The sequence below is a fragment of the Enterobacter cloacae complex sp. BZL2005 genome (assembly GCF_049238885.1).
Taxonomy (GTDB): domain Bacteria; phylum Pseudomonadota; class Gammaproteobacteria; order Enterobacterales; family Enterobacteriaceae; genus Enterobacter; species Enterobacter roggenkampii.
Genome location: NZ_JBMKGI010000001.1, coordinates 754258 through 779337 on the forward strand (window position 1 = coordinate 754258; position 25080 = coordinate 779337).

The window sequence follows — 25080 nt, forward strand, 5'->3', positions numbered from 1 at the left end:
CAGCCAACGCACCTGCAACTTGAAGTATGACGGGTATAAACCATATGAATATTCCTGGCCGAGAGGGTAAAAGGAAAATGACAGACAACCTGCAACTCACGCATCTGGTCGACGCCTGCCGCTGGATCGGTGCCAAAGGCTGGGCGCCCGCTACCGGCGGTAACATGTCGGTGCGTCAGGACGAACATCTCTGCTGGCTCAGCGAATCCGGCAAGGACAAAGGTAGCCTCACAACCGATGACTTTCTGCAGGTGGAGATCGCCACCAACCGCGCGCCGTCCGGTCGCAAACCGTCGGCGGAGACCGGTCTGCACACGCTGATTTATCGCCTGTTCCCGGAAGCCAACGCCGTGCTGCACGTTCACACGGTTAACGCCACGGTGCTATCGCGTCTGGTCAAAGAGGCCGAGCTCACCATCAGCGGCTTTGAGATGCAAAAATCCCTCACCGGACAAACCACGCATCTGGATACGGTGGCAATCCCGGTCTTTGATAACGACCAGGATATCGACGCCCTCGCCTCACGAATCGCTCATTACGCCCAGGAACGGCCGCTTAATTATGGTTTTCTTCTGCGCGGTCATGGCTTAACCTGCTGGGGACGCGACGTGGCCGAAGCCCGGCGTCATCTGGAAGGATTAGAGTTCTTATTTGAATGCGAAATGCGTTTACGACAACTGGAGAGAGTATGATTCGCGCGATTGTGACGGATATTGAAGGGACCACCAGCGATATTCGTTTTGTCCATGATGTTTTGTTCCCCTACGCGCGTGAGCGACTGGCGGCCTTCGTGACCGCGCAGCAGTACGCCGAGCCGGTCAAATCCATTCTGGACAACCTGCGTGATGAAATCGCTAACCCACACGCCAGCGTCAGCGAACTTATCGACGCCCTGTTTGCCTTTATGGATGAAGACCGTAAATCCACGGCGCTTAAAGCGCTGCAGGGGATCATCTGGCACGACGGCTACGTTAACGGCGACTTTACCGGCCATCTCTACCCGGACGTGCTCCCGGCGCTGGAAAAATGGAAAGCGCAAGGGATTGATCTCTATGTTTATTCCTCTGGCTCCGTCGCCGCGCAGAAACTGTTATTTGGCTACAGCGACGAAGGTGATATTACTCATCTGTTCAGCGGCTATTTCGACACCCATATCGGCGCCAAGCGCGAGGTGCAGTCTTATCAGAACATTGCGGCACAAACGGGCATCGCCCCGTCGCAGATCCTGTTCCTCTCCGATATTCATCAGGAGCTGGACGCGGCTGAACAGGCAGGTTTTCGTACCCTGCAGCTGATTCGCGGTGATGATGACGGCGCAAGCCACCACCATCAGGTCCACCAGTTTGACGAGATTAACCCGGAGCAGATCCCTTCATGAGCGCATTGACCATTTATTCCGACAAAGACGCCAGTCAACACCAGTGGCACAGCACCGACGCCGCCGAGATTGCCCAACAGCTCAACGCGAAAGGCGTGCGGTTTGAACGCTGGGCGGCGGATCGCGATTTAGGACACGATCCCGCCCCTGAAGCCGTGATCGCGGCGTATCAACATGCGATCGACAAACTGGTGGCAGAGAAGGGCTATCAGAGCTGGGACGTGATCAGCCTGCGCGCCGACAATCCGCAGAAAGACGCGCTGCGCGCGAAGTTCCTGAACGAACACACCCACGGCGAAGACGAAGTACGCTTTTTCGTGGAAGGCGCGGGCTTGTTCTGCCTGCACATCGGCGATGAGGTATATCAGGTCTTGTGCGAGAAAAACGACCTTATCTCCGTGCCCGCGGGCACGCCGCACTGGTTTGATATGGGCTCAGAGCCGAACTTTACGGCGATTCGTATTTTCGATAACCCGGAAGGCTGGGTTGCCCAGTTTACCGGGGATGCGATTGCGGATGCGTATCCACGCCTAAAATAATGTCCAAATAAACAAGTACAGTTCCTTCAAGATGAAGGAACTTTTATAAATTATATCTTACTCTTAAATTTGAGAAGCAAATCACAAATACTTTACTTCATTAAGACAAAAACACTACTAATAATCTATAAAAATAAATTTACCGTTAATGATTATTACTTATTCCCAAAGAGATTAACATGGCAAAAAACCCAATAATAATACGACAAAACTTAAGAATTGGCGAACTCGATGCTGAATCCGATACACAATTACTTGATGAATGCTTTGTAGATAGTGGATATCTGTCAAAATTACTAGATACTAATGATACTTCGTCTATTGTTGTAGGAAGAACTGGAGCAGGGAAAAGTGCATTATTGCACAAAGTAATGAACAAAGCATATAGATACAAAAAGCTTGATCCTAACGATATATCTATTCGTTTTCTTGAACACTCAGATATTATTTCTTTTTTTGAAGCGCTAGACGTAAATTTAGATTTATTTTATAAGATACTCTGGCGGCACATACTTATAATGGAGTTTTTAAAAATACGTCATGATATAAACAGCGAGAGTGACACAAGAAATTTCCTTACCAGCTTAGCGAGTTTTTTAAGAAAAGATGAGATCAGGAAGCGCGCATTAGAATATTTTAGAGAATGGGGGGATAAATTTTGGATTGATACAGACACACATTTGAGAGAAATAACAAAAAAACTTGAAAATGACACTAAAGCTAAAATAGGCACAGCACTTCATGGTATTGAATTAAATGCTGAGACAGCTAAGAGAATATCTGAGGAAGATAAGCATGAAATAAAGAAAAGAGCTTCTGAAGTTGTTAGTGGAATGCAAATTCAAAAATTAAATGAAGTTCTCGACATGCTTGCAGAACATTCATTTTCCGATCTTCAAAAGAAACATTACATTGTAATAGATCAGCTTGATGAAAACTGGGCCGAAAACAACACTCGATATAAATTCATAAGAGCATTAATTGAAGAGATAAAAGTATTCAGACGTATCAAGAACGTCAAGATAATAGCTGCTTTAAGACATGATCTTCTTAAATCTGTATTCAATATTACTCGAGGCTCTGGATTTCAAGAGGAGAAGTATGAATCATATATCCTTGATCTTCAATGGACCGCAAATCAACTTAATGAATTAGTTTCAAAGAGAATTCAAGAGGTTTTCAAAAAACAATATACAAGAGAAAACGTCGAAATTAACGATCTTTTCCCTTCCCCCAAAGGAGGGAGTAAGGGAATGTTGCCAATCGAATATATCATAGAGAGAACACTATATCGGCCAAGGGATGTTTTACAGTTCGTAAATGAATGTTTTAAAATAGCACTTAATAGAGAACGAATCTCTTGGGATTCCATTCATAAAGCTGAAAGTATTTATTCTGAAAAAAGATTGCGTTCTTTAAAAGAAGAATGGGGAGACATATATCCATCTTTCGAAGAAACCATAGAAATTCTCAGAGAGGTTCCAGAAAAATTCACCCGAACACTTATTCCTAAAAATAACATAGAATCTGTAGCATCGGAACTCGCCATTCAAAATACTAATGACCCATGCGCAATCATCGCATCTAAAATGCTCAATAGCGAAGTAAGAGAATCTGATGTTGTTAACGAGATATTTTTATGCTTATATAATATTAGTGCGATAGGATTCAAAGTTAGCCCTTTAACACCATATAAATGGTCTTTCAGAGATAGCAGCCCTGTAAATAAAGCTGAAATAAAGAGGGCAAGCCATATCAAAGTACATAAAATGTTGCATAAAGCATTAGATATAAAAATTGCAATATCTGATATTTATAATAAAGATGATGGAGACGACGAGATAAATTGATGATTTTTTTGAGTTAGGGCGCTATAAATATAATGCGCCCATTATTTTAACATCTTAAAGATTGTAAAATAGTAAGGACCTCTTCGTTACTTAAGCTAAGTAATCTCGCCAGATGCACAAACTCCACCACGTCTAACCTGCGTTCACCGCTTTCCACTTTAGCGATAAACGACTGCGGTTTGCCCAGCGCTTCCGCAAGCTGTGCCTGAGTAATCCCCTTCTCCTTACGAGCTTTCTTCAACGCATTGATAACACGCTGGTATTCTTCTGAATAGACTGAGGCCATTGTTCCGATTCCATACAAATATCCTGAAATCGAATATCCACTCATTGCGTTTTTATCCCAAAACAGGATAATTAAGCGCGTAACAAACACATGTAAGGAGGACACAATGCGTCATCAGAACTGGCATCCTGCCGATATCATCGCCGCACTAAAGAAACATGGAACAAGCCTGGCTGCGTTGTCCAGAAAGGCTGGCCTTTCCTCATCCACATTGGCAAACGCGCTTACCCGACCGTGGCCCAAAGGTGAATTGCTTATCGCACAGGCGCTAGACATTCCGCCCGATGTGATATGGCCGGAAAGATACTTTGATGAAAAGGGAGAGCCAATATTTCGTCAGATGAGGAATACTAAAAAAAGAAATCTATCTTCGACTTGATCAATGAATTCTCCCCCTTCACCCCAACCCTCTCCCTCAAGGGAGAGGGGGTCGAAGAGACTTCACATACGCCACCAGCTGATCCAGCACTATCCCCCACCCTTCGTGGAAGCCCATCTGCTCATGCTGCTCGCGGATTTCCTTCGTGGGGTGGCGCGCAATCGCCGTATAGCGGGTTTTGCCCTCCCCGACGTCTTCCAGCAGCAAAATTGCCGTCATAAACGGCTTCTCGGCCGGTTTCCAGCCTTCGGTATAGCCGTCGGTAAAGACCAGCTTTTTTCCCGGGTCGATTTCAAGAAACACGCCCCGGTTATCCATCCGCTGGCCGTCCACCTCAAACACGGTGTTGAACCGCCCGCCCACGCGGAGGTCAAGGTCGCAGTCGATCACCTTATGCGGTGCAGGGATGAAGAAGTGTTTGATGTGTTCGGGCGTGGTCCAGCAGAGCCACAGGAGGTCGCGCGGTGCGTCCACCACGCGCTCCAGTTTTAAGTCTGTTTCAGGGTCGAGCGTCACGGTGTTGTCCTCTTAAGGGAGCCCCTTAAAGGATAGCCGGACTCAGGCAAATTTCCCTTCCGCAACCTCTTCCGGCGTGACCACGCCCGTATCCAGCACCCAGCCGCTAATCAGCGAGGCTGGGGTCACGTCAAACGCCGGATTATAGACCTGCGCGTTTTCCGGCGCCCACTGCACCGCGCCAAAGCTTCCGGCGACGCCCGTCACCTCGCTGGCGGCGCGCTGCTCAATCGGGATCGCGTCGCCGTTCGGGCAGTCCGGATCGAGGGTCGTTTGCGGCGCGGCCACATAGAACGGAATGCCGTGGAATTTTGCCAGCACCGCCAGGGAATAGGTGCCGATTTTGTTCGCCACGTCGCCGTTAGCCGCAATGCGGTCTGCGCCCACCCACACGGCGTCGACCTGCCCTTTCGCCATCAGGCTGGCGGCCATGGAGTCGGTAATCAGCTGATACGGCACGCCCAGTTCGCCCAGCTCCCAGGCGGTCAATCTACCGCCCTGCAGCAGGGGGCGGGTTTCATCCACCCAGACGTTGCTGACGTTGCCTTCCTGGTGCGCGCGAGCAATCACCCCCAGCGCGGTGCCGACGCCCGCCGTTGCCAGCCCGCCGGTGTTGCAGTGGGTCAGCAGACGGCTGCCGGGCTTCACCAGCGGGCTGCCCGCGCTGGCAATCGCATCGCAAAGTCGTTTGTCTTCGTCAATCAGGCGCAGCGCTTCGGCCACCAGCGCCGGAACAAAATCTTCCTGCCACAGCGCCCGCTTCATGCGGTCCAGGTTGTTCATCAGGTTCACCGCCGTCGGCCGGGAGGCGCGCAGGGTTTCCAGCGCAACCGCCAGCTCGTCGCGGCTTTTGCCGTTTTCCGCCAGCAGCGCCAGCAGCAGGCTTGCAGAGAGACCGATCAGCGGCGCGCCGCGCACCCGCAGGGCGTGAATATGCCCCACCAGCGCCTCTACCGTTGAGGCATCCAGCCAGCGTTTCTCCTGCGGAAGGGCCTGCTGGTCGAGAATAAAGAGCTGATTATCCGCTACCCGCAGGCTGGTCGTCTGTAATGTCTGCATGTCGTTAATTCCCTGTTGCGTTGTTGTAGCACATTGTGTCAGGATGAAATCCAGATGTATAGACGTCTACATGTCTTTATTAGCAAACCCGTGAGGAGCAGGCCATGTCGCAATACCGTACCTTTACCGCTCAGGACGCCGTGGAATATGCCAGGCAGTTTGGCGGCCTTGACGATCCTTCATCGCTGGTGGAGGCGCAGGAGGTAGGCGACGGCAACCTCAATCTGGTGTTCAAAATCTTCGACAGCGCGGGCGTGAGCCGCATCATCGTTAAGCAGGCGCTGCCCTACGTGCGCTGCGTCGGCGAGTCCTGGCCGCTGACGCTGGATCGCGCCCGCCTGGAGGCGCAAACGCTGGTCGAGCACTACCGGCACAGCCCGCAGCACACCGTGAAAATCCACCACTTTGACCCGGAACTGGCGGTAATGGTGATGGAAGATCTCTCCAGCCATCGCATCTGGCGCGGCGAGCTGATCAAAAATAATTATTACCCGCAGGCGGCGCGTCAGCTGGGTGAATACCTCGCGCACGCGCTGTTCCACACCAGCGATTTCTTCCTGCATCCGCACGAGAAGAAAGCGCAGGTGGCGAAATTCATCAACCCGGAGATGTGTGAGATCACCGAAGATCTGTTCTTCAACGATCCGTACCAGGTTCATGAGCGCAATAACTACCCTGCCGAGCTGGAAAATGACGTCGCCGCGCTGCGCGACGACGCCCAGCTGAAAATTGCCGTGGCCGCCCTCAAGCACCGTTTCTTTTCTCAGGCTGAAGCCCTGCTGCACGGGGATATCCACAGCGGCTCGATTTTTGTGGCCGACGGCAGCCTGAAGGCCATCGACGCTGAGTTCGGCTATTTTGGCCCGATGGGATTTGATATCGGCACCGCCATCGGCAACCTGCTGCTCAACTTCTGCGGCCTGCCGGGGCATCTGGGCATTCGCGATGCCGCCGCCGCGCGCGAGCAGCGCCTGACCGATATTCAGGAGCTGTGGAACACCTTCGCGGAACGCTTCCAGGCGCTGGCGCACGAGAAAACGCGCGACGCGGCGCTCAGCGCGCCGGGCTATACCTCCGCGTTCCTGAAAAAGGTCTGGCATGACGCCATCGGCTTCTGCGGCACCGAACTCATTCGCCGCAGCGTTGGGCTTTCCCACGTCGCGGATATCGACACCATTCAGGACGAGGCGATGCGCCACGAATGCCTTCGCCACGCGATAACGCTCGGCAAGGCGCTGATCGTGATTGCCGACCGTATCGACAGCGCGGAAGATCTGGTGGCGCGGGTGCGGCAGTACAGTTGAGAACGTTTGCCCGGTGGCGCTGCGCTTACCGGGCCTACGGGTGCAAAATGTAGGCCGGGTAAGGCAAAGCCGCCACCCGGCAAAAACTCATCCTAAATACTCAATCACCGACAGCCCGCCGTTATAGTCCGTGCTGTAGATAATTCCCTGCGCATCCACAAACACGTCGCACGACTGGATCACCTGCGGGCGATTCGGGCGGGTATCCATCATTTTCGCCGGCGCGGCAGGCACCAGCGCCCCCGTTTCAACCGGCCGATACGGATTAGAGATGTCATACGCGCGCACGCCCGCATTCTGATAGGTGGCAAAAATCAGCGTTGAGCTGACAAAGCTTCCCGGCCGGTTCTCGTGCAGGTTGTGCGGGCCGAAATGCGCCCCTTTCGCCACGTAGTCGATTTCATCCGGCTGCGGGAAGGTAGAGATGCTGACCGGGTTCGACGGCTCGCGGATATCAAACAGCCAGATCAGCTTCTCGCCGTCTTCCTGGTTATCGAGCACCGCTTCGTCCAGCACCACCAGCAGATCGCGGTCCGGCAGCGGCAGCGCGGTGTGCGTGCCGCCGCCAAACGGCGGACTCCAGTTACGGTGGCTAATGAGCTTAGGCTGGGTGCGATCCTTCACGTCCAGCAGCGTCAGGCCGCCGTCGCGCCAGCTGCCGTACGCGGTATCGCCGGCAATAATCGCGTGGTGGAGCGCGTAGCGTTTCCCTTCCGGCCAGTTAGGCTTCTCCCCTTCTGCCTGATTCATCCCCGGCAGCCACCAGCGCCCTGCCACCTCAGGCTTACGCGGGTCGGCCAGGTCAATCGTCAGAAAGATGTAGTCGGTAAAGCCGTCAATAAGCGCCGACACGTACGCCCAGCGGCCCCCGACGTACCAGATGCGGTGAATGCCAATGCCGCTCAGCGGCAGAAAGCCGATTTCGCGCGGCGCGTCCGGCGTGGAGATATCAAAAACGCGAAGGCCGGCGCTCCAGCCTTTGTCCTGCACGTCGCTGACGGTCTCGCCCACCTGCCGGGTGTAGTAGACCTTCTCGTCGGCAAAACGCGCATCGGCAAACAGATCCCGGGCGTTGATGACCAGCAGCAGGTCATCATGCGCCTGCAGATGCACGTTCCAGGTGCCGGGCGGCGCGGGAACATAGCCCGCGGGTTTCGGGTTTTTCGGGTCGCGCACGTCCACTATCGAAAAGCCCTGCGACACCATATGGCCGATCCAGGCGAAACCGCGGTGCACCATCAGCTGCACGCCGTCCGGGCGACCGCCCTGATCGCTATGGCCAATCAGCCGCATATTGCGGCTGTATTCGGGAGGGGGTAAATGAGTCACCTTGAGCTCCTTTCGCCGGGTGGCGGCTGCGCCTTACCCGGCCTACCAATCCGTAGGCCCGGTAAGCGCAGCGCCACCGGGCATTATTTTGACCTGGCTTCCAGCGTCGCAAACCACGGCGCGATAAAATCTTCCGTCTGGCCCCAGCCCGGAATGATTTTCCCCAGCGACGCCACGTTCACCGCGCCCGGCTGGGCGGTCAGCAGCGCCTGCGGGATAGCTGCCGCTTTGAAATCGTAGGTCGCAGGCGTCGCTTCCCCGGCAATCTTGTTCGCCACCAGACGCACGTTCGTCGCGCCAATCAGCTTCGGATCCACCGCCACGCTCACCTTCCACGGGCTGCCCGGCTCGCGCATCAGCTGCAGATCCTGGTTGGAGATGTCGATGCTGTAGAGTTTAATCTCGGTACGGCCGTTCTCCTTCAGCGCCTTATACGCGCCCTGGCTGAAGGCGTCCCAGGTTCCCCAGATGGCGTCGATTTTGCCTTTCGGGTATTTCGCGAGGATCGCGCCCACCTTGTTGGCGGTGTCGCCCTGCACGTCAGAGGAGACCGCGCCGATAGACTCCAGCTCTTTGATGTCCGGGTACTGTTTTTGCAGCTCTTTATACGCCACCTGACGACGCTCCATCGGCGGGAAGCCCGCTACCCACAGCTTGACGATATTGGCCTTGCCGTTGAAATCTTTCGCCAGCTGGCCGAAGGAGAGATTCGTCAGAGAGGCATCGTCCTGTTGGGTCACGGTTACGCCCGGGATCTCGCCGTTGACGGCGGTATCAAATACCGCGACCTTAATCCCGGCGTCCACCGCCTTCTTCACCAGCGCGGTGGAGTACGGATCGCGGCCCTGAGACAGGATAATCCCGTCGTACTTCTGGCTGATGGCCTGGTTCACGAAGTCCTGGAATTTGGCGTCGTCCCCGTTGCTTAAAAAGGTGCTGACCTTAAAGCCAAGCTTCTTCCCTTCCTGAATGGCCCCGGCAATAAACTGCGTGGTGTTGTCGTCTGAGCCGAGGTTACGGATCACCGCGATGCGAATGGGGCCGTCGTGGTTGGCAATGGCCGCCGGGAGCGGTGCGGGCGTGGCCGCGAAGCCAGGCAGAGCGGTGAATAACCCTAATGCCACCAAAGAGAGTGCAATCTTTTTCATTTTTTATCCCGTTGTGTTGTCAGCGTTTTTGTATGTAGGTAATCGCCAGCGCTACCGCGAGCACCAGCCCTTTTATAATGTCCATGGCGTAATACGGCACGGAGAGCATCACCAGCCCGTTCGACAGCACGCCGAGAATCACCGCCCCGACCAGGGTCCCCAGCGCATTCGGCTTGCCGGACCCGGCCAGCGAGAAGCCGATCCACGCCGCCGCTACCGCATCCATCAGGTAACCGCCGCCCGCGTTCACCTGCGACGAGCCAATGCGCGAGGCCAGCAAAATCCCGCCCAGGCCCGCCAGCAGGGAGGCAATCACGTAGGCCGCCACCTTGTAGCGCGTGGTGCGAATGCCGGAGAGACGCGCCGCTTCCGGGTTACCGCCAATGGCGTACATCCGACGACCGTGAGTGGTGAGCGACAGCCCAAGCTGCGCCAGCACCGTCACCACCAGCATGACGATCACGATAGTCGGTACCTGTCCCAGCAGGCTGAACGTCGCAGGGATGGTGCCTTCCGCCATGTCGCCGCTCGGCAGCACCATGTTCTCGGTAATCGACCCGCCGTAGCTGTAGGTCATCGCCACGCCCTGAATGACAAACAGGCTGGCCAGCGTCGCGAGCATGTCCGGAATGCGCAGGATAACGATCAGAAAGGCGTTAAACAGGCCGACCAGCGTGCAGAGCGCAAGGGTGATAAGAATCGACTCGGTGGTGCCGAAGCCGTGCCAGACAAAAAGCGAAATCACCAGCGCGTTCGCCAGCGACGCGGTAGACCCCACAGAGAGATCGAACCCGCCAATGGTCAGCGAGATCGACACGCCGATGGCAATCACCGTCACGATGGCAATCGAACGCAGAATATTGATGATGTTGTTTGGGTCGAGGAAGCTGTCCGACGCCAGGCCAAAGACGGCCACCAGCGCGACGACGGTTAACAGCATGCCCCACTTGTAGAGAAAATCGAAAATCTGCTGACGGCCAGACGCCGTCGAGTTTACTGAAAGGGCCTTGCTCACGACGCCGTTCCTCCGGTTGAATAATAAAGTAGTGTCTCTTCACGGGCCTCGGCCCCGGCGATCTCCGCCACGATGCGCCCGTCCCACAGCACGCAGATGCGGTCGCACAGCCCGACCAGTTCGGCAAATTCGCCCGAGGCGTAAATCACCCCTTTGCCCTCGCGCGCCAGGCCGTCGATCAGCTGGAACAGATCGGTTTTGGCCTTCACGTCCACGCCTTTGGTCGGCTCGTCGAAGATCAGCACGCTAGCGTCATTGCGCAGCCACTTGCCGATGGCGACCTTTTGCTGGTTGCCGCCGGACAAACGTCGCAAAACCTGTCCGGGACCGCGGGCGTGCACGCCGACGCGGGCGATCACCTCCTCCGCCCAGCGCCACGCCTGACGATGGCCGAACAGGCTCCAGCGCGAGAAGCTGTTATCGGCGCACACGGCAAGGTTCATGCTTACCGGCTCGTCGATAAAAATGCCCTCTTTGCGCCGCTCTTCCGGCACCAGCGCCAGCCCGCGCAGCACCGAGTCCGCCGGGTCGCGCGGCTGCCAGGGCTGTTGATTCAGCTCACCGCGCGCCACGCGGCTTTTGCTGGCGCCAAACAGCGCCTTACAGAGTTCGGTTTTGCCCGCGCCCGCCAGCCCGGCAATGCCGAGAATTTCGCCCTTGCGCAGGTGCAGAGAGATATCTTTCAGCAGCGCGTCGTCGTGCAGCCCTTCTACCCGCAGCAGCGTTTCGTCGCCGTGCGGCGGCCGCGCGGGCGGATAGATATCGCTCAGCACGTGGCCGAGCATCTTCTCGACGATCGCTTCGCCGCTCAGATCGGCCATCGGGCCGGACTCAATCAGCTTGCCGTCGCGCAGCACCGTCAGGGTGTCGCAGATGGCCTTCAGCTCGTGAATACGGTGTGAGATAAACACCACGCCGATGCCCTGCTGCTTTAACCGTCTCACCACGGCAAACAGGCGCTCGCTCTCGTGCGCGTCCAGCGGCGCGGTGGGCTCATCAAGAATGAGAAAACGGCAGTGGTGTGACAGCGCACGCGCCAGCAAAATCTGCTGCTTTTCGGCAAGCGTGCAGCTGTCGATGGAGCGGCGAACGTCCAGAGAAACATCCAGCTGCGCCAGCGCCTGTCTCGCCTGCTGGCGGACGGCGCGCCAGCTGAAGCGATGCCCCGGCTGCGCCAGCTGGTCGAGTATGATGTTTTCGGCGATGCTTAATCCCGGGATCAACGCCACGTCCACCTCCTGCTGCACGAGGTGGATCCCCAGCCGTTTGGCGTCCAGCGGCTCGCGGATGCTTACCGGCTGGTTATTAATGCAGATTTCGCCCTCATAGTGGTCGTGCGTTCCGCACAGCACCGCCATCAGCGTCGATTTCCCCGCGCCGTTGGCGCCGGTCAGCGCATGTACCGATCCGCCGGTTAAGGTGAAATTCACGCGCGACAGCGCCTGAAAGCCGGAAAAGGCCAGGCTGATACCGCGCATCTCAAGGCGACTGGAAACCATCCGCGTAAATCCTTCATAACTCTTCTGATTTATCGAATTTTTCACAGCTCCGGTTGACTGACAACGACGGAAAAGGCATAAGTTAAAGCGAAATATTATTAGCCATCCGGATGTCCAGACATAACATCGGGTTAGCGCTTGCTAAAAAAGGACAACACCATGAGCAACACCGATATCCGCGTCGTGCCTGGCCCGGCGAACTACTTCTCCCATTCCGGAAGCCTTGCGCGTCTGAATGACTTCTTTACCCCGGAGCAGCTTTCCCGCGCGGTGTGGATTTACGGCGAGCGCGCTATCGACGGCGCGCGCCCGTTCCTGCCGGAGAGCTTTCACGCGCCGGGGGCGAAACGCCTGCTTTTTAAAGGCCACTGCAGCGAGCGCGACGTCACCCATCTGGTGGACGAATCCGGCAGTGACGCCAGCGTGGTGATTGGCGTCGGCGGCGGCGCGGTACAGGATGCCGTCAAGGCCGTGGCGCGTCGTCTGGGGGTGCCGTTCGTGGGCATCCCCACCATTGCCGCCACCTGCGCGGCGTGGACGCCACTCTCCGTCTGGTACAACGATGCCGGTCAGGCGCTGCAGTTTGAGATCTTCGATGACGCCAACTTCCTGGTGCTGGTGGAGCCGCAGATCATTCTCAACGCCCCGGCGGAATACCTGCTGGCGGGTATCGGCGATACGCTGGCGAAGTGGTACGAAGCGGTGGTGTTGGCACCTGAGCCGGAGAACCTGCCGCTGACCGTGCGGCTTGGCCTTAACGGCGCGCTGGCGATCCGCGACGTGCTGCTGGAACACAGTGAGGAAGCGCTGGCCGACCAGCAGCGCGGCGAACAGACGCAGGCGTTCCGGGACGTGGTGGACGCGATTATCGCCGGCGGCGGGATGGTCGGCGGTCTGGGCGAGCGCTATACCCGCGTGGCGGCGGCGCATGCGGTGCACAACGGCTTAACCGTGCTGCCGCAGACGGAAAAATACCTGCACGGCACCAAGGTGGCCTACGGCATTCTGGTCCAGAGCGCCCTGCTCGGCCAGGACGACGTGCTGGCGCAGCTGGTGGCGGCGTACCGGCGCTTTAACCTCCCGACCACGCTTCGCGCGCTGGACGTCGATATTCACAACCGTGACGAGCTGGATAAGGTGATAGCCCACACCCTGCGTCCGGTGGAGTCAATTCACTCTCTGCCAGTGACGTTAACGCCCGACGTTCTGCGCGCCGCGTTTGAGAAGGTGGAATCCTTCAGCCGTTGATCGCGCCGACAGGCTATACCTAATGATGATTCTCACCACTCTCGTCACGAGGTCATCATGCAGATCGATTTAACAGGTAAAAAGGCGCTGGTTACCGGCGCCAGCCGTGGATTGGGTCGGGCTATCGCGCTGTCGCTGGCACGCGCCGGTGCCGATGTGGTTATTACGTATGAAAAATCCGCCGATAAAGCCCAGGCGGTCGCCGATGAAATCAAGGCGCTTGGGCGCCACGGCGAAGCGATTCAGGCCGACAGCGCCAGCGCGCAGGCGATTCAGGATGCCGTCACCCATGCAGCGCGTTCCCTTGGCGGGCTGGACATTCTGGTCAATAACGCCGGGATCGCGCGAGGCGGCCCGCTGGAGTCCATGACGCTGGCGGACATTGACGCGCTGATCAACGTCAACATACGCGGCGTGGTGATCGCCATTCAGGAAGCGCTGGTGCACATGTCCGACGGCGGGCGCATCATCAACATCGGCAGCTGTCTGGCGAACCGCGTGGCGATGCCGGGTATTGCCGTTTACTCGATGACCAAGTCTGCCCTTAACTCCCTCACTCGCGGCCTGGCGCGCGATCTGGGCCCGCGCGGCATTACCGTTAACCTGGTGCATCCCGGCCCCACCAACAGCGATATGAACCCGGAAGACGGCGAACAGGCGGAAGCCCAGCGCCAGATGATTGCGGTCGGCCACTACGGCCAGCCGGAAGATATCGCGGCGGCGGTCACCTTCCTCGCCAGCCCGGCGGCCGGGCAGATCTCCGGCACAGGGCTGGATGTCGACGGCGGGTTGAACGCCTGATCGCAAATTTCCTGAAAGCCTCTGTCGCCCGGCAGAGGCCTTGTCGAGCCGCCTCGATGTTTCGCTTTTTACCGCTTACTTCCGTTTTATGTCCGCTCTACAGTACCCCATAAGAAATTCGGAATTTATCTAATAGTCTTATTATTTCCTTATAATTTGTGTGGGCGTACAGTGGAGGTACGGATGAAGATTGTCTGGTCTAATGGTGCAAAAAAGGCTTTTTCCAGAATTGACGAGCGGTATCAACGCCGCATTGAGGTAAAGCTTGCCGAACTGGATGACCGCTCGGCACCCCGGCCCGATATCAAAAAAATATCGGCGACAGAAAATCATTTCCGGCTACGCGTTGGCGATTACCGCATCATCTATACGCTTCGGGACGATCCCGATAACCATTGTTATGTTTTAGCCGTCAAGCGCAGAACTTCAACGACTTACCTGCATGAGGAGAAAGCCACCTATGGCTGTTCAGCTAATTAAGGACGATAACGGTAAAACGCAGTATGTGGTTATTCCTTATCACGAATACTTCCGCATGTGCTCACAGATGGCAGAGATCGACGACGAAACCGATGACGATCTGGAGGATATTGAGGTCGAACACGATAGTCTGGATGACGTGGAATTGCCCGGAGACGTGTGCAGCATCATGACCTGGCAGAACGTCAGCCTGCAGGCCGCGTGGCGTATCCTGCGCGGGCTATCCCAGCAGGAGGTGGCGGAGAAACTCGGCATAAGCCAGTCCGCCGTGTCGCAGCTGGAAGCGCTGGACTCCCGTCCGCAAAAGCGCACCCGCGAAAAGCTCGCGGCGATCTACGGCTGTAAGCAGGAGCAGATCAGCCTCTATCTCCCGAAAGAGGGTTAACAGCACTTCGCCCCGCCCTTGCCGCCGTAGCGGGCGTCCTGGCGGTCACGGAAAAATTCTTCGTAGGTCATGGGCGTCTGGTCCGGATGATTGACGCGCATATGCTCGACGTAGTTGTCGTAGTCCGGCACGCCAATCATCATTTTGGCGGCCTGGCCCAGGTACTTACCTGCTTTGGAAAGGGTGTCGAACATAGTTCTGATCTCACAAGAAATGTAGGCCGGGTAAGGCGAAGCCGCCACCCGGCACACGGGTTAATGCGCCCCTTTCGCCTGGGTCACAATCTCTTCCAGGTTTTCAGGCATTGGCTCATACGGCGTCTCTTTCGCCGTTGGCGCGTCGACTTTCAATGACGCCAGCGCGGTCCTGAGAGAATACAACGCCAGCACCACGACCACCACCATAAAGAAGATGGTCAGCCCGGCGTCCAGACGGTTGTTAAACACCAGCTGCGACAGCTGCGATTCGGTGTACTGCGCCGGGATCTTGCCGCTGTCGATCATCGCCTGGAACTTGTTGGCGATCGCCAGGAAGCCCACCTTGTTATCCGGGCTGAAGGCCTTCTGCCAGCCCGCCGTCAGGGTACAGACCAGCAGCCACGCGGTCGGCACCAGCGCCACCCACGCGTAACGCTGGCGCTTCATCTTGAACAGCACCACCGCACAGAGCATCAGCGCCATGCCCGCCAGCATCTGGTTGGCGATACCGAACAGCGGCCACAGGGTGTTAATCCCGCCCAGCGGATCGACCACGCCCTGATGCAGGAAATAGCCCCACGCCAGCACGCACAGCGCCGTCGCCAGCAGGTTAGCCGGGAGCGAGTCGGTCCGCTTCAGGTTCGGGGAGATGACGCCCAGCAGATCCTGCAGCATAAAGCGCGCCGCACGGGTTCCCGCATCCACCGCCGTCAGGATAAAAAGCGCCTCGAACAGAATGGCGAAGTGATACCAGAACGAGACATCCATCAGCCCGCCCAGCGCGCCGTGGAGAATATACGCCATGCCGACCGCCAGCGTCGGCGCCCCGCCCGCGCGGGAGATAATCGACTGCTCGCCCACTTCGCTGGCGATGCTCGTCAACGTTTCAGGCGTAATCGCAAAGCCCCAGCCGCTCACCACCTGCGCGGCGGAAGCCACCACGTCAACAGTGCCCGCCGGAGCCAGGACCGCCATCGGGCTGTTCATCGCGAAATACACGCCCGGGTCGATAATACAGGCGGATACCAGCGCCATAATCGCCACGAAGGACTCCATCAGCATGCCGCCGTAGCCAATCAGGCAGGCCTGATTTTCATTCGCCAGCATCTTCGGCGTCGTCCCGGAGGCGATCAGCGCGTGGAAGCCCGACACCGCACCGCAGGCGATGGTAATAAACAGGAACGGGAACAGATTGCCGGTCCAGACCGGGCCGGTACCGTCGATAAATTTGGTTAACGCCGGCATGGTCAGCGTAGGGCGCATAATCAGAATACCGATTGCCAGCCCGACAATGGTGCCGATTTTCAGGAACGTTGAGAGATAGTCACGCGGAGCCAGCAGCAGCCACACCGGCAGCACCGCCGCCACAAAGCCGTAGCCCACCAGCATCCAGGTCAGCTGTACGCCGGTAAAGTCGAAGAACGGCGCCCAGGTCGGGCTTTCCGCCACCCAGCCGCCGGAGATAATGGCGAACACGAGGAATACCAGGCCAATCACCGACACTTCACCAATGCGGCCCGGACGCAGGTAGCGGATGTAGATCCCCATGAACAGCGCCAGCGGAATGGTAAAGGCAACGGTATAGGTTCCCCACGGGCTGTGGGTCAGCGCTTTCACCACAATCATCGCCAGCACCGCGAGGATGATCACCATGATCATAAAGGTCGCCACCAGCGCAATCACCCCGGCAGTGGCCCCCATCTCCTCTTTCACCAGCTCACCCAGCGAACGTCCGTCGCGGCGGGTAGAGACGAACAGCACCATAAAGTCCTGCACCGCCCCCGCCAGCACCACGCCCGCGAGGATCCAGATCATCCCCGGCAGGTAGCCCATTTGCGCCGCCAGCACCGGCCCCACCAGCGGGCCTGCCCCGGCAATCGCCGCAAAATGGTGACCGAACAGCACTTTCTTGTCGGTCGGTACGTAGTCCAGCCCGTCGTTATGGCGGACGGCAGGCGTCATGCGCGTTGCATCAACGCCCAGGACGTTCTTGGCGATATAGCGGCCATAAAAACGATAGGCGATCAGGTAAACGCAGACCGAGGCAACGACTATCCAGAGCGCGTTGATCTGCTCCCCCCGGTTGAGGGCGATATAGCCCAGGGCAAAAGCTCCCACAACGGAGAGCCCTGCCCATGTAAGGTATTTCCCTGAGTTGTTCATAGTTGTTGTCCGTTGTCGTGAAACAGTGAGATGTTACATTTTGTTTCTAGAACAACCGGAAAAATTTAACAACTTTGAAACGCAATAATGCGTGGTCAAACCAGAGATTTACACCACAGTGTTAAGCCGATCACTTTGATCTGAGTTAGCCCAGCACCATCGTACTTAACCGGCAGGTACAGCACCGCCGCCCCTGCTCGTCGAAGACCCCAATCTCCCAGCTCTGGCTCGAACGCCCAAGATGCAGCGGCTGACACACGCCGCGAACCTTGCCGTGGGATACCGCCCGATGATGCGTGGCGTTCAGCTCCGTGCCCACCACGCTCTGCCCGTCGCGGGTCATCAGAAATCCGGCCATTGAGCCGAGCGTTTCCGCCAGCGCCGCCGAGGCCCCGCCGTGCAGCAGGCCAAACGGCTGATGGGTACGCGCATCCACCGGCATCTCCGCTTCCAGCGCGTCATCCCCGAGGCGGGTATAGACGATGCCCAAGTTCGCCACCAGGGTATTCACGCTGGTGGCGTTCAGCTCCTCAAGCGATAAATGACGTTTCCAGATCATTTACGCCCCCAGCGTGGAGCCGCCGTCCACCACGATATCCTGCAGGGTGATGTGGCTGGCGGCATCGGAGGCAAGGAACAGCACGGTCGCAGCTATCTCCTGCGGGCGGGCGATTTTGCCCAGCGGAATGCCGAGCTTGAACTGCTCGCCAAAGCCGCGAATACGCTGCTGCTCCGCGTCGTCGCTGGTCCACAGGGTGCGCTGCATGTCGGTGTCCGTTGAGCCCGGCGACACCAGGTTACAGCGCACGCCGCTGCCCGCCAGCTCCAGCCCGACGGTCAGGGCCAGGCTTTTCAGCGCCGCTTTCGATGCGCCGTAGGCGCTCATGCCGATGCGCGGCGCGTGCGCCGCGTCGGACGCCACGGTGACTATCGCCCCGCCCTGCTGACGGCGGAACTGGCCCATCGTCTGCTGGAACAGGTTGAACGCGCCGCCGACGTTGACCGCAAAGGTATCCTGCCAGTCCTCCTGCGAAAGCTGGTCCGTCGCCCCCATGCGCAGAATGCCCGCCGCGTTGACCAGCACGTCCAGACGCTCAAGGATATTAAGCAAACGGCCACACACATCGCTGACCTGAGCAAAATCCGCCACGTCCAGCGTTTCGGTGGCAAACGGATAATCATCCTGCGGGAAGGCCAAATCGAAGCCGGTCACCTGCGCGCCAGCTTCGGCAAACGCCAGTGCGGTCGCGTAGCCAATCCCCTTCCCCGCGCCCGTCACCCAGACGGTTTTGCCGGTGAAATCAAACACCATCACTTCACCTCGCGGGAGAGCAGCGCCCACCAGGCGTCGAGGGTCGGATTTTTTGCCAGCATCACGAAGTCGATATCGCCGTGTACTTTGCGCCAGCGGGCGGACAGCGCCATCATGCGCACTGAATCCAGGCCGTAGTCGATCAGGTTTTCGTCATCCATCGGCTCGTCGGACTCGTCCAGCAGCGGCAGGATCAGCGCCCGCAGCGCGACCTTCGAGGCTGGAACGGACGGCAGCAGATCGTCGGTCATCACCACGCGACCCGAGCGTCCAGCCACGTAGTTCAGCGACATAAGGTGCTCGTCGCGGGTGAAATCCGCCAGCGCGTCGGCAATGAAGAACGGCTTGATGTCGCGCATAAAGGCATCTGTGGCGGTGGTCATGCAGCCGATGTGGGCATACACGCCGGTAATCAACAGCTGGTTGCGCCCCGTTTCTTTCAGCATCTGCTCCAGCGGCGAGCGGTGGAACGCGCTGTAGCGCCACTTCACCAGCACCGTGTCCGCTTCGTCCGGCGCCAGCTCGGCAACGATGCGCTGCTGCTCCGGCGAGCGGGTGAGGCCCGGCCCCCACATGTCGTTCAGCAGGGCGCGGTCTTCATCGCTCTGCTCTTTCGGCTGAGCCGTGTAGTACACCGGAATATTGTGCGCTTTGCACCAGGCGCGAAGTTTGGCGATATTCGCTACCACCTGCTGCATCATCGCGCTATTTTCACCCCAGAAATTCAGGAAGTACTCCTGCATATCGTGGATCAACAGCGCGGCGCGCTCGGGCTCAAAACTCCAGTTCACCTTGTTGGTCGGCAACTCTGCGGCGGTCGGCAGCGCGTAAGCGGTTAATTTTGGAATGGCCATACTCTTTTCCTCAGCCCCGGGCGCGTTCAGCAAGCCACAGGCGCAACTGTTTCTTATCAACTTTGCCGACCGGCGTCAGCGGGAGCGCATCCACGCTCTCCACGCGGTCCGGCAGCTTAAATTCGGCGACGCCCTGCTCGCGCAGGAAGCGGCGCACCTCCACCGCGCGCAGGGGCTGTTTCACCACCAGATACGCGCAGCTCTTCTCGCCCAGCAGGCTGTCCTCCATGCTCACCAGCGCGGCGTGGATCACCGACTCATGGCGCAGCAGCAGGTTCTCGATCTCCTCGGCGGCGATCTTCTCCCCGCCGCGGTTGATCTGATCTTTCTCGCGCCCCTGCACGGTGATGTAGCCCTGCTCGTCAATGGCGATCAGATCCCCGGAGCAGTAAAAGCCGTCGGCGTCGAAGGCGCTGGCGTTGTGTTCCGGGCTGTTGAAATAGCCGCGGAAGGTGTACGGGCCGCGCGTCATCAGGCGTCCGACCTCCCCACGCGGCAGCGGATTGCCGTGCTCGTCCGCCACCCACACTTCGTCGTCCGGGCACATCGGGCGGCCCTGGGTGTTGATGATGCGTTCCGGCGCGTCGTCGAGCGCGGTGTAGTTCACCAGCCCTTCCGCCATGCCGAAGACCTGCTGAAGCTGGCAGCCGATCTCCACCGGAATACGCGCCGCGAGCGTGGCGGAAAGGCGCGCGCCGCCCACCTGCAGCAGCTTCAGTGATTTAAGCTGCGCGCTGTCCGCCCCGTCGGCAATCGCCTGAAGCCAGAGGCTGACGGCAGGCGGCACCAGCGAGGTGACGTTAACCTGATGCTGTTCAATCAGCGGGAAGCAGAGCGTCGCGCTCGGATCGTTCGCCAGCACCACGCAGCCGCCTGCGGTAAAGACACCCAGCGATCCCGGCGAGCTCATGGCGTAGTTGTGCGCCGCGGGCAGCGCGTTCAGATACCGGGTATGCGCAGTGATACCGCAGATCTCGTTGCTGCGGCGAATGCTGTAGTCGTAGTCGTTGTGCGTCCGCGGGATCAGCTTCGGCGTGCCGGTACTGCCGCCGGAGAGCTGGAAGAACGCCACTTCGTCGGCGGGCGTCGGGTTAGGGATAAAATTGTCCGCCGGACGCGCAATCGCCGCGTCCAGGGCATCTTCACCCTTATCGCCGCGCAGGAGCACGACGCGCACCGAGCGATGTTCATCCACAAAGGCATGAAGAAAATCATCGCCCGCAAACAGCGCATGGTCGCGATCGGCGATCAGCACGGCGGGTTTGATCTGCGCCGCGTAGGCGTTGAGTTCGCTACGCTGATGGCTAAAGAGCGCGTTCACCGGCGCGACGCCGATTTGCAGCAGCGCGAAGAAGGTCATGTAGAACTCGGCCACGTTGCCAAGCTGCACCAGCGCCGTCTCGCCGCGCTGCAATCCTCGCGCCTGAAGGGCTGAGGCCAGGTTGTTTACGGCCTGATTCAGCGCGCGGTAGGTAATGCGGCGATCGCCATCGATAATCGCCACCGCATCGCTGTCCGCCCGATCCGTCAGGATGTGGGTCAACGGCAGATCCTGCCAGTAGCCTTTTTCACGGTAGCGGCGGGCAAAATCCTCAGGCCAGCGGGTAAAGGGAATGGTCATGAGTCTTCCTTAGTGCAAACCAAAAACGTTAAGCATGGTGGAGAGCTTCACGCCCGTCTCGCGCCACTCGCCCACCGGGGAGGAGGCAGGCACAATGCCCGCACCGGCAAACAGGCGAACGGTATTTTCGCGAAGACGCGCGCAGCGGATGGTCACCACCCACTCGCCGTTGCCTTCGCTGTCGCACCAGCCAACGATGCCACCGAACAGCTCGCGGTCGAACGGCTCCAGCTCGGCAATCAGCTCTTTCGCCGCCTGATGCGGGAAGCCGCTCAGCGCCGGGGTCGGGTGCAGCAGGCAGGCCAGCGTCAGGGCGTTCTCGTTTTCACGCGCCTCGCCTTCTACCGGCGTTGCCAGATGCCACAGCGTCGGCGTGGTAATCAGCTGAGGAGAATCAGGCATGCTGAGATGGTGGCTGCGCGGTGCCAGAATGGTCTTCATCGCCTGGGTGACCAGGTCGTGCTCGTGACGGTCCTTTTCGGAGGCCAGCAGCTTGTTGCCCGCCTCGCGATCCAGCACATCGTCCGGCTGACGGCGCGCGGAGCCCGCCAGCGGCAGCGAGCTAAAGTGCGCTCCCTCTTTGCGCAGCAGCAGCTCCGGGCTGGCGCCCAGCAGCACCCCGCCGTCTTCCAGCGGCACGTGGAAGTTGAAGCTCGCCGGGTTCTGGGCGATCAGGCGCTCCATCAGGGCGCCGCTGTCCAGGCGTTTGTCGGTCGCGATATCAATCAGGCGCGACAGGACCACCTTGTTCACCTGCGGCGTGGCGGTCAGCGACGCGGCGCGAGCGACCATCTCTTCGAAGACGGGCTGCGGCGGGATCTCGGCGCGTTGTGCCACCTTCAGGGCCTGCGCGCCGGAAAAATAGCGTGCGGACTGCTGACGTGCGGGACGGGAAAAGGTCTCCCAGCGTTGCGGAATAAACAGCGACGAGGGCTTGCGGGTGTCGAACGGGATCGCCCCCACCATCACCGGGTGAGCAATACCGCTGGCTTTTGCCGTGCGGAAGGCCTGGGCTAATTTTTGCTGGAAGCGACCCGCCGGATCGTCACCGCCGACGGCGGGTTCACTGAAGCGGGCAAAGCAGCCGGACGTGGTAAAGCTGCGGTAAGGCGACATAAAGAAAAAACGGTCTGATTCCAGCGTGGTTGCGGCGTGCTGAACTTCCTCAGCCAGGGACGTATCCATATCATCCTCCTCAAAATGATAAAAGAAGCAATAATGATTATCATTTATATTTTCGTCGGCTAACCTAATCCCACATCGCTTCGCTGTCAACCGTCGGGCAAATAACTTGTGCGACAAAAGCTTGCATCCCGGCGCGGCAAATATGAAAATGAGAAGCATTATCTCCAACAAAAACAGGATCCCGCGCTGTGAAATTCCCTGCCGTTTTCCGTAATCCCCTGCTTTTATTATCACTTTTTGTTTTAGGACTTACCTCAGCTGCTGCCGCCGACTGGCCCCGTCAAGTGACCGACAGCAGCGGCGTTCACACGCTTGAGAGCAAACCGACGCGCATTGTCTCCACCAGCGTGACCTTAACCGGCTCCCTGTTGGCCATTGACGCACCGGTCGTCGCCAGCGGCGCGACCACGCCGAACAACCGCGTGGCGGATGGACAGGGTTTCCTGCGCCAGTGGGGCGATATGGCGAAGCAGCGCAAGGTTGCCCGGCTGTATATCGGCGAGCCGAGCGCTGAAGCGGTGGCCGCGCAAATGCCGGACCTGATTTTGATCAGCGCTACCGGCGGGGATTCCGCGCTGGCGCTGTACGATCAGCTTTCCGCCATTGCGCCGACGCTTATCATCAACTACGACGACAAGAGCTGGCAGGCGCTGCTGACCCAACTGGGCGAGATCACCGGACACGAAAAGCAGGCCGCAGAGCGCATTGCCGCGTTTGATAAACAGCTCGCGCAGGTGAAACAGCAGATGACGCTGCCGCCGCAGCCGGTGAACGCCATCGTCTACACCGCCGCCGCGCATTCCGCCAACCTGTGGACCACGGAATCGGCGCAGGGCAAGCTGCTGCACCAGCTGGGCTTTACGCTGGCGGACCTGCCTGCCGGGTTGCAGACCTCAACAAGCCAGGGCAAGCGCCACGACATTATCCAGCTGGGCGGTGAAAACCTGGCGACGGGGCTGAACGGCGAAGGGCTGTTTGTGTTTGCCGGTGACGAGAAAGACGTGGCGGCGATTTACGCTAACCCGCTGCTGGCGCACCTGCCGTCGGTGAAAAACAAGCGCGTGTGGGCGTTGGGAACCGAGACGTTCCGCCTGGATTATTACAGCGCGATGCTGGTGTTGCAGCGTTTGAATGCGATGTTTAAATAACAGGCACGATCCCCGTAGGCCCGGTAAGCGCAGCGCCACCGGGCGTTTTGTCGGGTGGCGGCTCCGCCTTACCCGACCTACAAGGTCACCACACTCTCCTGCCTGAACCGGCGCAATTCCACCAGCGCCACCAATAAGATCACACCAACCATTGCTAACACAAACCCGCTGCTGCTCGCGGACGCCGCCGGGGTCATTATCGCCCCCAGACCGCCGAGGATCGCCGCGCCAATGGCATCGCCCGTGACGTTTTGCGCGGTCCACAGGCCGTTAATGCGCCCGAGCATTCCTTCCGGCGTCTGGGTCTGGATCAGGGTGTACTGCAGCAGCGAGCTGATGGCGCTCAGCCAGCCGAAGATCACCAGACACATCACCCCCAGCGCCCAGACCGGCATCAGGCTGAAGAAGCCAATGGCGATAAACGAGGCCAGCGTGGCAAGCAGCATAATCAACCCCGGCCGCGCGCTCTGTGCCAGGTTGCCGCTGGTCAGCGCCCCGCACGCCGCGCCGAGCGGAATGGCGGCGTAGAGAATGCCTATTTCCGAGGCGCTCATCTGCCACTCGCCCGCCAGCGCCGGGTAGAGCACGCGCACGGCGCTCGCCATCGTCAGCAGGCCGCCGAGCAGCGCAATCCCGCCAATCAGCGGGTTGCTGAACAGGAAACGAATCGCGGCCATCAGGGACTTCAGCGGATGCTCGCGCGGCTGCGGCGGAGGTGGCAGCAGCGGCAGGCGCAGCAGCGTCAGCGTGGTGATAAAGGTCCCCGCCGCGGCCAGGCCGTAGTTCCACGCCACGTTGCCGGTTGCCAGCAGCAGGCCGCCAACCATCGGCGAAATCACCGAGCCGAGGCGCACGGTGAGCATGGTGATCGCCCCCGCCTGCATCAGGTTCTCGCGCCCGACCAGCGCGGGCGTCGCCGCCAGCAGCGCCGTCACGCCTAACGAGGCGAAGAAGCCGTCCCACAGCCCGAGGGCATAAATGGCCATCAGCGACGGCTCCGGCAGCATGGCGTTCAGACACAGCCCGATAAAGCCCACGCCGCAGGTGCCGCGCGCCAGCAGGATCAGCTTTTTACGCTCGTAGCGGTCCGCCAGCACGCCGCCGACCATCAGGCCGATAAACATCGCCCCGCCGGTTAACGTCACCGATAACCCCACCAGCCAGCTGGAGTGGGTCATCGTCTGGATTTGTACCGGCACGGCCACGCCGAGCAGGCCGAGGGATAAAATGGAGATAAAGCGGGCAATAAACACGGCGCGATACGCCGGGTGCGTTTTAAGCAGGCTGAGGTTGAGCAGCCAGGATTTTTGATTCATGACAAAGCCTTGAGTGTAATTCTACCCATTCCATGGGCGCACATGCTAACATAGCCAAATAAGATAGA

General features: G+C 58.6%; 26 protein-coding genes. 11 read left to right on the forward strand and 15 right to left on the reverse strand.

Annotated elements, in window-relative coordinates; translation table 11 throughout:
- Positions 1–77: 77 nt before the first annotated feature.
- The 4 genes from ACOTXI_RS03835 (at position 78) to ACOTXI_RS03850 (ending at position 3767) form a co-directional block, all read left to right on the forward strand.
- Positions 78–692, forward strand: coding sequence for a methylthioribulose 1-phosphate dehydratase (locus tag ACOTXI_RS03835; protein ID WP_008501010.1), 615 nt, complete (start codon positions 78–80; stop codon positions 690–692).
- Entirely contained in the window at positions 689–1378 is a 690-nt protein-coding gene (mtnC, locus tag ACOTXI_RS03840) for an acireductone synthase (RefSeq protein ID WP_008501009.1), read from the forward strand. The genes ACOTXI_RS03835 and mtnC overlap by 4 nt, the downstream gene beginning before the upstream one ends.
- Complete coding sequence (locus ACOTXI_RS03845; protein ID WP_058653564.1) at positions 1375–1917, forward strand: 1,2-dihydroxy-3-keto-5-methylthiopentene dioxygenase; 543 nt, start codon at positions 1375–1377, stop codon at positions 1915–1917. Before mtnC ends, ACOTXI_RS03845 begins: the two co-directional genes overlap by 4 nt.
- Positions 1918–2096: 179 nt before the next feature.
- On the forward strand, positions 2097–3767 hold the full coding sequence (locus tag ACOTXI_RS03850) for a P-loop ATPase, Sll1717 family (RefSeq protein ID WP_058653566.1): 1671 nt from the start codon (positions 2097–2099) through the stop codon (positions 3765–3767).
- Between the two features lie 46 nt (positions 3768–3813).
- Here the strand turns inward: ACOTXI_RS03850 and ACOTXI_RS03855 are convergent, their stop codons facing one another.
- The gene (locus tag ACOTXI_RS03855) at positions 3814–4053 is read right to left on the reverse strand and encodes a helix-turn-helix domain-containing protein (protein WP_058653568.1); all 240 of its coding nucleotides are present in this window, start codon (positions 4051–4053) and stop codon (positions 3814–3816) included.
- Positions 4054–4159: 106 nt separating this feature from the next.
- On the opposite strand from ACOTXI_RS03855, the gene ACOTXI_RS03860 reads away from it, so the two are divergent.
- Positions 4160–4432, forward strand: coding sequence for a helix-turn-helix domain-containing protein (locus ACOTXI_RS03860; protein WP_023332372.1), 273 nt, complete (start codon positions 4160–4162; stop codon positions 4430–4432).
- 36 nt (positions 4433–4468) lie between these two features.
- Here ACOTXI_RS03860 and ACOTXI_RS03865 read toward each other — a convergent pair whose 3' ends face one another.
- Together ACOTXI_RS03865 and mtnA are read right to left on the reverse strand one after the other, a co-directional pair.
- Positions 4469–4948, reverse strand: coding sequence for an SRPBCC family protein (locus tag ACOTXI_RS03865; protein WP_058653570.1), 480 nt, complete (start codon positions 4946–4948; stop codon positions 4469–4471).
- 42 nt (positions 4949–4990) lie between these two features.
- On the reverse strand, positions 4991–6007 hold the full coding sequence (mtnA, locus tag ACOTXI_RS03870; protein WP_058653571.1) for an S-methyl-5-thioribose-1-phosphate isomerase: 1017 nt from the start codon (positions 6005–6007) through the stop codon (positions 4991–4993).
- Positions 6008–6111: 104 nt separating this feature from the next.
- On the opposite strand from mtnA, the gene mtnK reads away from it, so the two are divergent.
- Positions 6112–7311, forward strand: coding sequence for an S-methyl-5-thioribose kinase (gene mtnK, locus ACOTXI_RS03875; RefSeq protein ID WP_058653573.1), 1200 nt, complete (start codon positions 6112–6114; stop codon positions 7309–7311).
- An 87-nt stretch (positions 7312–7398) separates the two neighbouring features.
- On the opposite strand, the gene ACOTXI_RS03880 is transcribed toward mtnK, so the two are convergent.
- From ACOTXI_RS03880 to ACOTXI_RS03895, 4 genes are all read right to left on the reverse strand, one after another.
- Positions 7399–8640, reverse strand: a complete 1242-nt coding sequence (locus tag ACOTXI_RS03880) for an LVIVD repeat-containing protein (protein WP_023293050.1) — start codon at positions 8638–8640, stop codon at positions 7399–7401.
- Positions 8641–8723: 83 nt separating this feature from the next.
- A complete protein-coding gene (locus ACOTXI_RS03885) occupies positions 8724–9788 on the reverse strand; it encodes a sugar ABC transporter substrate-binding protein (RefSeq protein ID WP_058653575.1) in 1065 nt (354 codons plus the stop codon).
- Between the two features lie 19 nt (positions 9789–9807).
- Positions 9808–10803: an ABC transporter permease gene (locus tag ACOTXI_RS03890; protein WP_058653577.1), complete on the reverse strand. Its 996-nt coding sequence runs from the start codon at positions 10801–10803 to the stop codon at positions 9808–9810.
- Positions 10800–12302 carry a sugar ABC transporter ATP-binding protein gene (locus ACOTXI_RS03895; protein WP_103786708.1) on the reverse strand — a complete coding sequence of 501 codons (1503 nt, stop codon included), beginning with the start codon at positions 12300–12302 and terminating at the stop codon, positions 10800–10802. The genes ACOTXI_RS03890 and ACOTXI_RS03895 overlap by 4 nt, the downstream gene beginning before the upstream one ends.
- 159 nt (positions 12303–12461) lie before the next feature.
- Here ACOTXI_RS03895 and ACOTXI_RS03900 point away from each other — a divergent pair, with 159 nt between their 5' ends.
- The 4 genes from ACOTXI_RS03900 (at position 12462) to ACOTXI_RS03915 (ending at position 15216) form a co-directional block, all read left to right on the forward strand.
- On the forward strand, positions 12462–13550 hold the full coding sequence (locus tag ACOTXI_RS03900; protein ID WP_058653580.1) for an oxidoreductase: 1089 nt from the start codon (positions 12462–12464) through the stop codon (positions 13548–13550).
- 57 nt (positions 13551–13607) lie between these two features.
- Complete coding sequence (locus tag ACOTXI_RS03905; RefSeq protein WP_008500999.1) at positions 13608–14351, forward strand: SDR family NAD(P)-dependent oxidoreductase; 744 nt, start codon at positions 13608–13610, stop codon at positions 14349–14351.
- A gap of 183 nt (positions 14352–14534) precedes the next feature.
- Positions 14535–14831: a type II toxin-antitoxin system RelE family toxin gene (locus ACOTXI_RS03910; RefSeq protein WP_023326881.1), complete on the forward strand. Its 297-nt coding sequence runs from the start codon at positions 14535–14537 to the stop codon at positions 14829–14831.
- Positions 14812–15216, forward strand: a complete 405-nt coding sequence (locus ACOTXI_RS03915) for a helix-turn-helix domain-containing protein (RefSeq protein ID WP_008500997.1) — start codon at positions 14812–14814, stop codon at positions 15214–15216. The genes ACOTXI_RS03910 and ACOTXI_RS03915 overlap by 20 nt, the downstream gene beginning before the upstream one ends.
- Here ACOTXI_RS03915 and ACOTXI_RS03920 read toward each other — a convergent pair.
- The 7 genes from ACOTXI_RS03920 to entC form a co-directional block, all read right to left on the reverse strand.
- The gene (locus ACOTXI_RS03920; protein ID WP_006809671.1) at positions 15213–15410 is read right to left on the reverse strand and encodes a YbdD/YjiX family protein; all 198 of its coding nucleotides are present in this window, start codon (positions 15408–15410) and stop codon (positions 15213–15215) included. The genes ACOTXI_RS03915 and ACOTXI_RS03920 overlap by 4 nt on opposite strands.
- A gap of 60 nt (positions 15411–15470) precedes the next feature.
- Entirely contained in the window at positions 15471–17576 is a 2106-nt protein-coding gene (gene cstA, locus ACOTXI_RS03925) for a pyruvate/proton symporter CstA (protein ID WP_058653582.1), read from the reverse strand.
- 145 nt (positions 17577–17721) lie between these two features.
- On the reverse strand, positions 17722–18135 hold the full coding sequence (gene entH / locus ACOTXI_RS03930) for a proofreading thioesterase EntH (RefSeq protein ID WP_008500995.1): 414 nt from the start codon (positions 18133–18135) through the stop codon (positions 17722–17724).
- Positions 18136–18888: a 2,3-dihydro-2,3-dihydroxybenzoate dehydrogenase EntA gene (gene entA / locus ACOTXI_RS03935; protein ID WP_058653584.1), complete on the reverse strand. Its 753-nt coding sequence runs from the start codon at positions 18886–18888 to the stop codon at positions 18136–18138. It abuts the gene before it with no gap.
- The gene (locus ACOTXI_RS03940; protein ID WP_058653586.1) at positions 18888–19742 is read right to left on the reverse strand and encodes an isochorismatase; all 855 of its coding nucleotides are present in this window, start codon (positions 19740–19742) and stop codon (positions 18888–18890) included. Before ACOTXI_RS03940 ends, entA begins: the two co-directional genes overlap by 1 nt.
- A 10-nt stretch (positions 19743–19752) precedes the next feature.
- Complete coding sequence (gene entE / locus ACOTXI_RS03945; protein ID WP_058653588.1) at positions 19753–21363, reverse strand: (2,3-dihydroxybenzoyl)adenylate synthase EntE; 1611 nt, start codon at positions 21361–21363, stop codon at positions 19753–19755.
- A gap of 9 nt (positions 21364–21372) precedes the next feature.
- On the reverse strand, positions 21373–22548 hold the full coding sequence (gene entC, locus ACOTXI_RS03950; RefSeq protein WP_058653589.1) for an isochorismate synthase EntC: 1176 nt from the start codon (positions 22546–22548) through the stop codon (positions 21373–21375).
- Between the two features lie 188 nt (positions 22549–22736).
- Between entC and fepB the strand changes: the two genes are divergently transcribed.
- Positions 22737–23696 carry a Fe2+-enterobactin ABC transporter substrate-binding protein gene (fepB, locus tag ACOTXI_RS03955; RefSeq protein ID WP_058653591.1) on the forward strand — a complete coding sequence of 320 codons (960 nt, stop codon included), beginning with the start codon at positions 22737–22739 and terminating at the stop codon, positions 23694–23696.
- A 77-nt stretch (positions 23697–23773) separates the two neighbouring features.
- Here fepB and entS read toward each other — a convergent pair whose 3' ends face one another.
- Positions 23774–25012 (reverse strand): enterobactin transporter EntS, encoded by a 1239-nt coding sequence (gene entS / locus ACOTXI_RS03960; protein ID WP_045416505.1) that lies wholly within the window; start codon positions 25010–25012, stop codon positions 23774–23776.
- Positions 25013–25080 lie beyond the last annotated feature (68 nt).

What these genes read in the sequence shown, in the direction of transcription:
- ACOTXI_RS03835 (WP_008501010.1), top strand. Translation starts at nt 78, where the DNA reads ATGACAGACAACCTGCAACTCACGCATCTGGTCGACGCCTGCCGCTGG.
- mtnC (WP_008501009.1), top strand. Translation starts at nt 689, where the DNA reads ATGATTCGCGCGATTGTGACGGATATTGAAGGGACCACCAGCGATATT.
- ACOTXI_RS03845 (WP_058653564.1), top strand. Translation starts at nt 1,375, where the DNA reads ATGAGCGCATTGACCATTTATTCCGACAAAGACGCCAGTCAACACCAG.
- ACOTXI_RS03850 (WP_058653566.1), top strand. Translation starts at nt 2,097, where the DNA reads ATGGCAAAAAACCCAATAATAATACGACAAAACTTAAGAATTGGCGAA.
- ACOTXI_RS03855 (WP_058653568.1), bottom strand. Translation starts at nt 4,053, where the DNA reads ATGGCCTCAGTCTATTCAGAAGAATACCAGCGTGTTATCAATGCGTTG.
- ACOTXI_RS03860 (WP_023332372.1), top strand. Translation starts at nt 4,160, where the DNA reads ATGCGTCATCAGAACTGGCATCCTGCCGATATCATCGCCGCACTAAAG.
- mtnA (WP_058653571.1), bottom strand. Translation starts at nt 6,007, where the DNA reads ATGCAGACATTACAGACGACCAGCCTGCGGGTAGCGGATAATCAGCTC.
- mtnK (WP_058653573.1), top strand. Translation starts at nt 6,112, where the DNA reads ATGTCGCAATACCGTACCTTTACCGCTCAGGACGCCGTGGAATATGCC.
- ACOTXI_RS03885 (WP_058653575.1), bottom strand. Translation starts at nt 9,788, where the DNA reads ATGAAAAAGATTGCACTCTCTTTGGTGGCATTAGGGTTATTCACCGCT.
- ACOTXI_RS03895 (WP_103786708.1), bottom strand. Translation starts at nt 12,302, where the DNA reads ATGGTTTCCAGTCGCCTTGAGATGCGCGGTATCAGCCTGGCCTTTTCC.
- ACOTXI_RS03900 (WP_058653580.1), top strand. Translation starts at nt 12,462, where the DNA reads ATGAGCAACACCGATATCCGCGTCGTGCCTGGCCCGGCGAACTACTTC.
- ACOTXI_RS03905 (WP_008500999.1), top strand. Translation starts at nt 13,608, where the DNA reads ATGCAGATCGATTTAACAGGTAAAAAGGCGCTGGTTACCGGCGCCAGC.
- ACOTXI_RS03910 (WP_023326881.1), top strand. Translation starts at nt 14,535, where the DNA reads ATGAAGATTGTCTGGTCTAATGGTGCAAAAAAGGCTTTTTCCAGAATT.
- ACOTXI_RS03915 (WP_008500997.1), top strand. Translation starts at nt 14,812, where the DNA reads ATGGCTGTTCAGCTAATTAAGGACGATAACGGTAAAACGCAGTATGTG.
- ACOTXI_RS03920 (WP_006809671.1), bottom strand. Translation starts at nt 15,410, where the DNA reads ATGTTCGACACCCTTTCCAAAGCAGGTAAGTACCTGGGCCAGGCCGCC.
- cstA (WP_058653582.1), bottom strand. Translation starts at nt 17,576, where the DNA reads ATGAACAACTCAGGGAAATACCTTACATGGGCAGGGCTCTCCGTTGTG.
- entH (WP_008500995.1), bottom strand. Translation starts at nt 18,135, where the DNA reads ATGATCTGGAAACGTCATTTATCGCTTGAGGAGCTGAACGCCACCAGC.
- entA (WP_058653584.1), bottom strand. Translation starts at nt 18,888, where the DNA reads ATGGTGTTTGATTTCACCGGCAAAACCGTCTGGGTGACGGGCGCGGGG.
- ACOTXI_RS03940 (WP_058653586.1), bottom strand. Translation starts at nt 19,742, where the DNA reads ATGGCCATTCCAAAATTAACCGCTTACGCGCTGCCGACCGCCGCAGAG.
- entE (WP_058653588.1), bottom strand. Translation starts at nt 21,363, where the DNA reads ATGACCATTCCCTTTACCCGCTGGCCTGAGGATTTTGCCCGCCGCTAC.
- entC (WP_058653589.1), bottom strand. Translation starts at nt 22,548, where the DNA reads ATGGATACGTCCCTGGCTGAGGAAGTTCAGCACGCCGCAACCACGCTG.
- entS (WP_045416505.1), bottom strand. Translation starts at nt 25,012, where the DNA reads ATGAATCAAAAATCCTGGCTGCTCAACCTCAGCCTGCTTAAAACGCAC.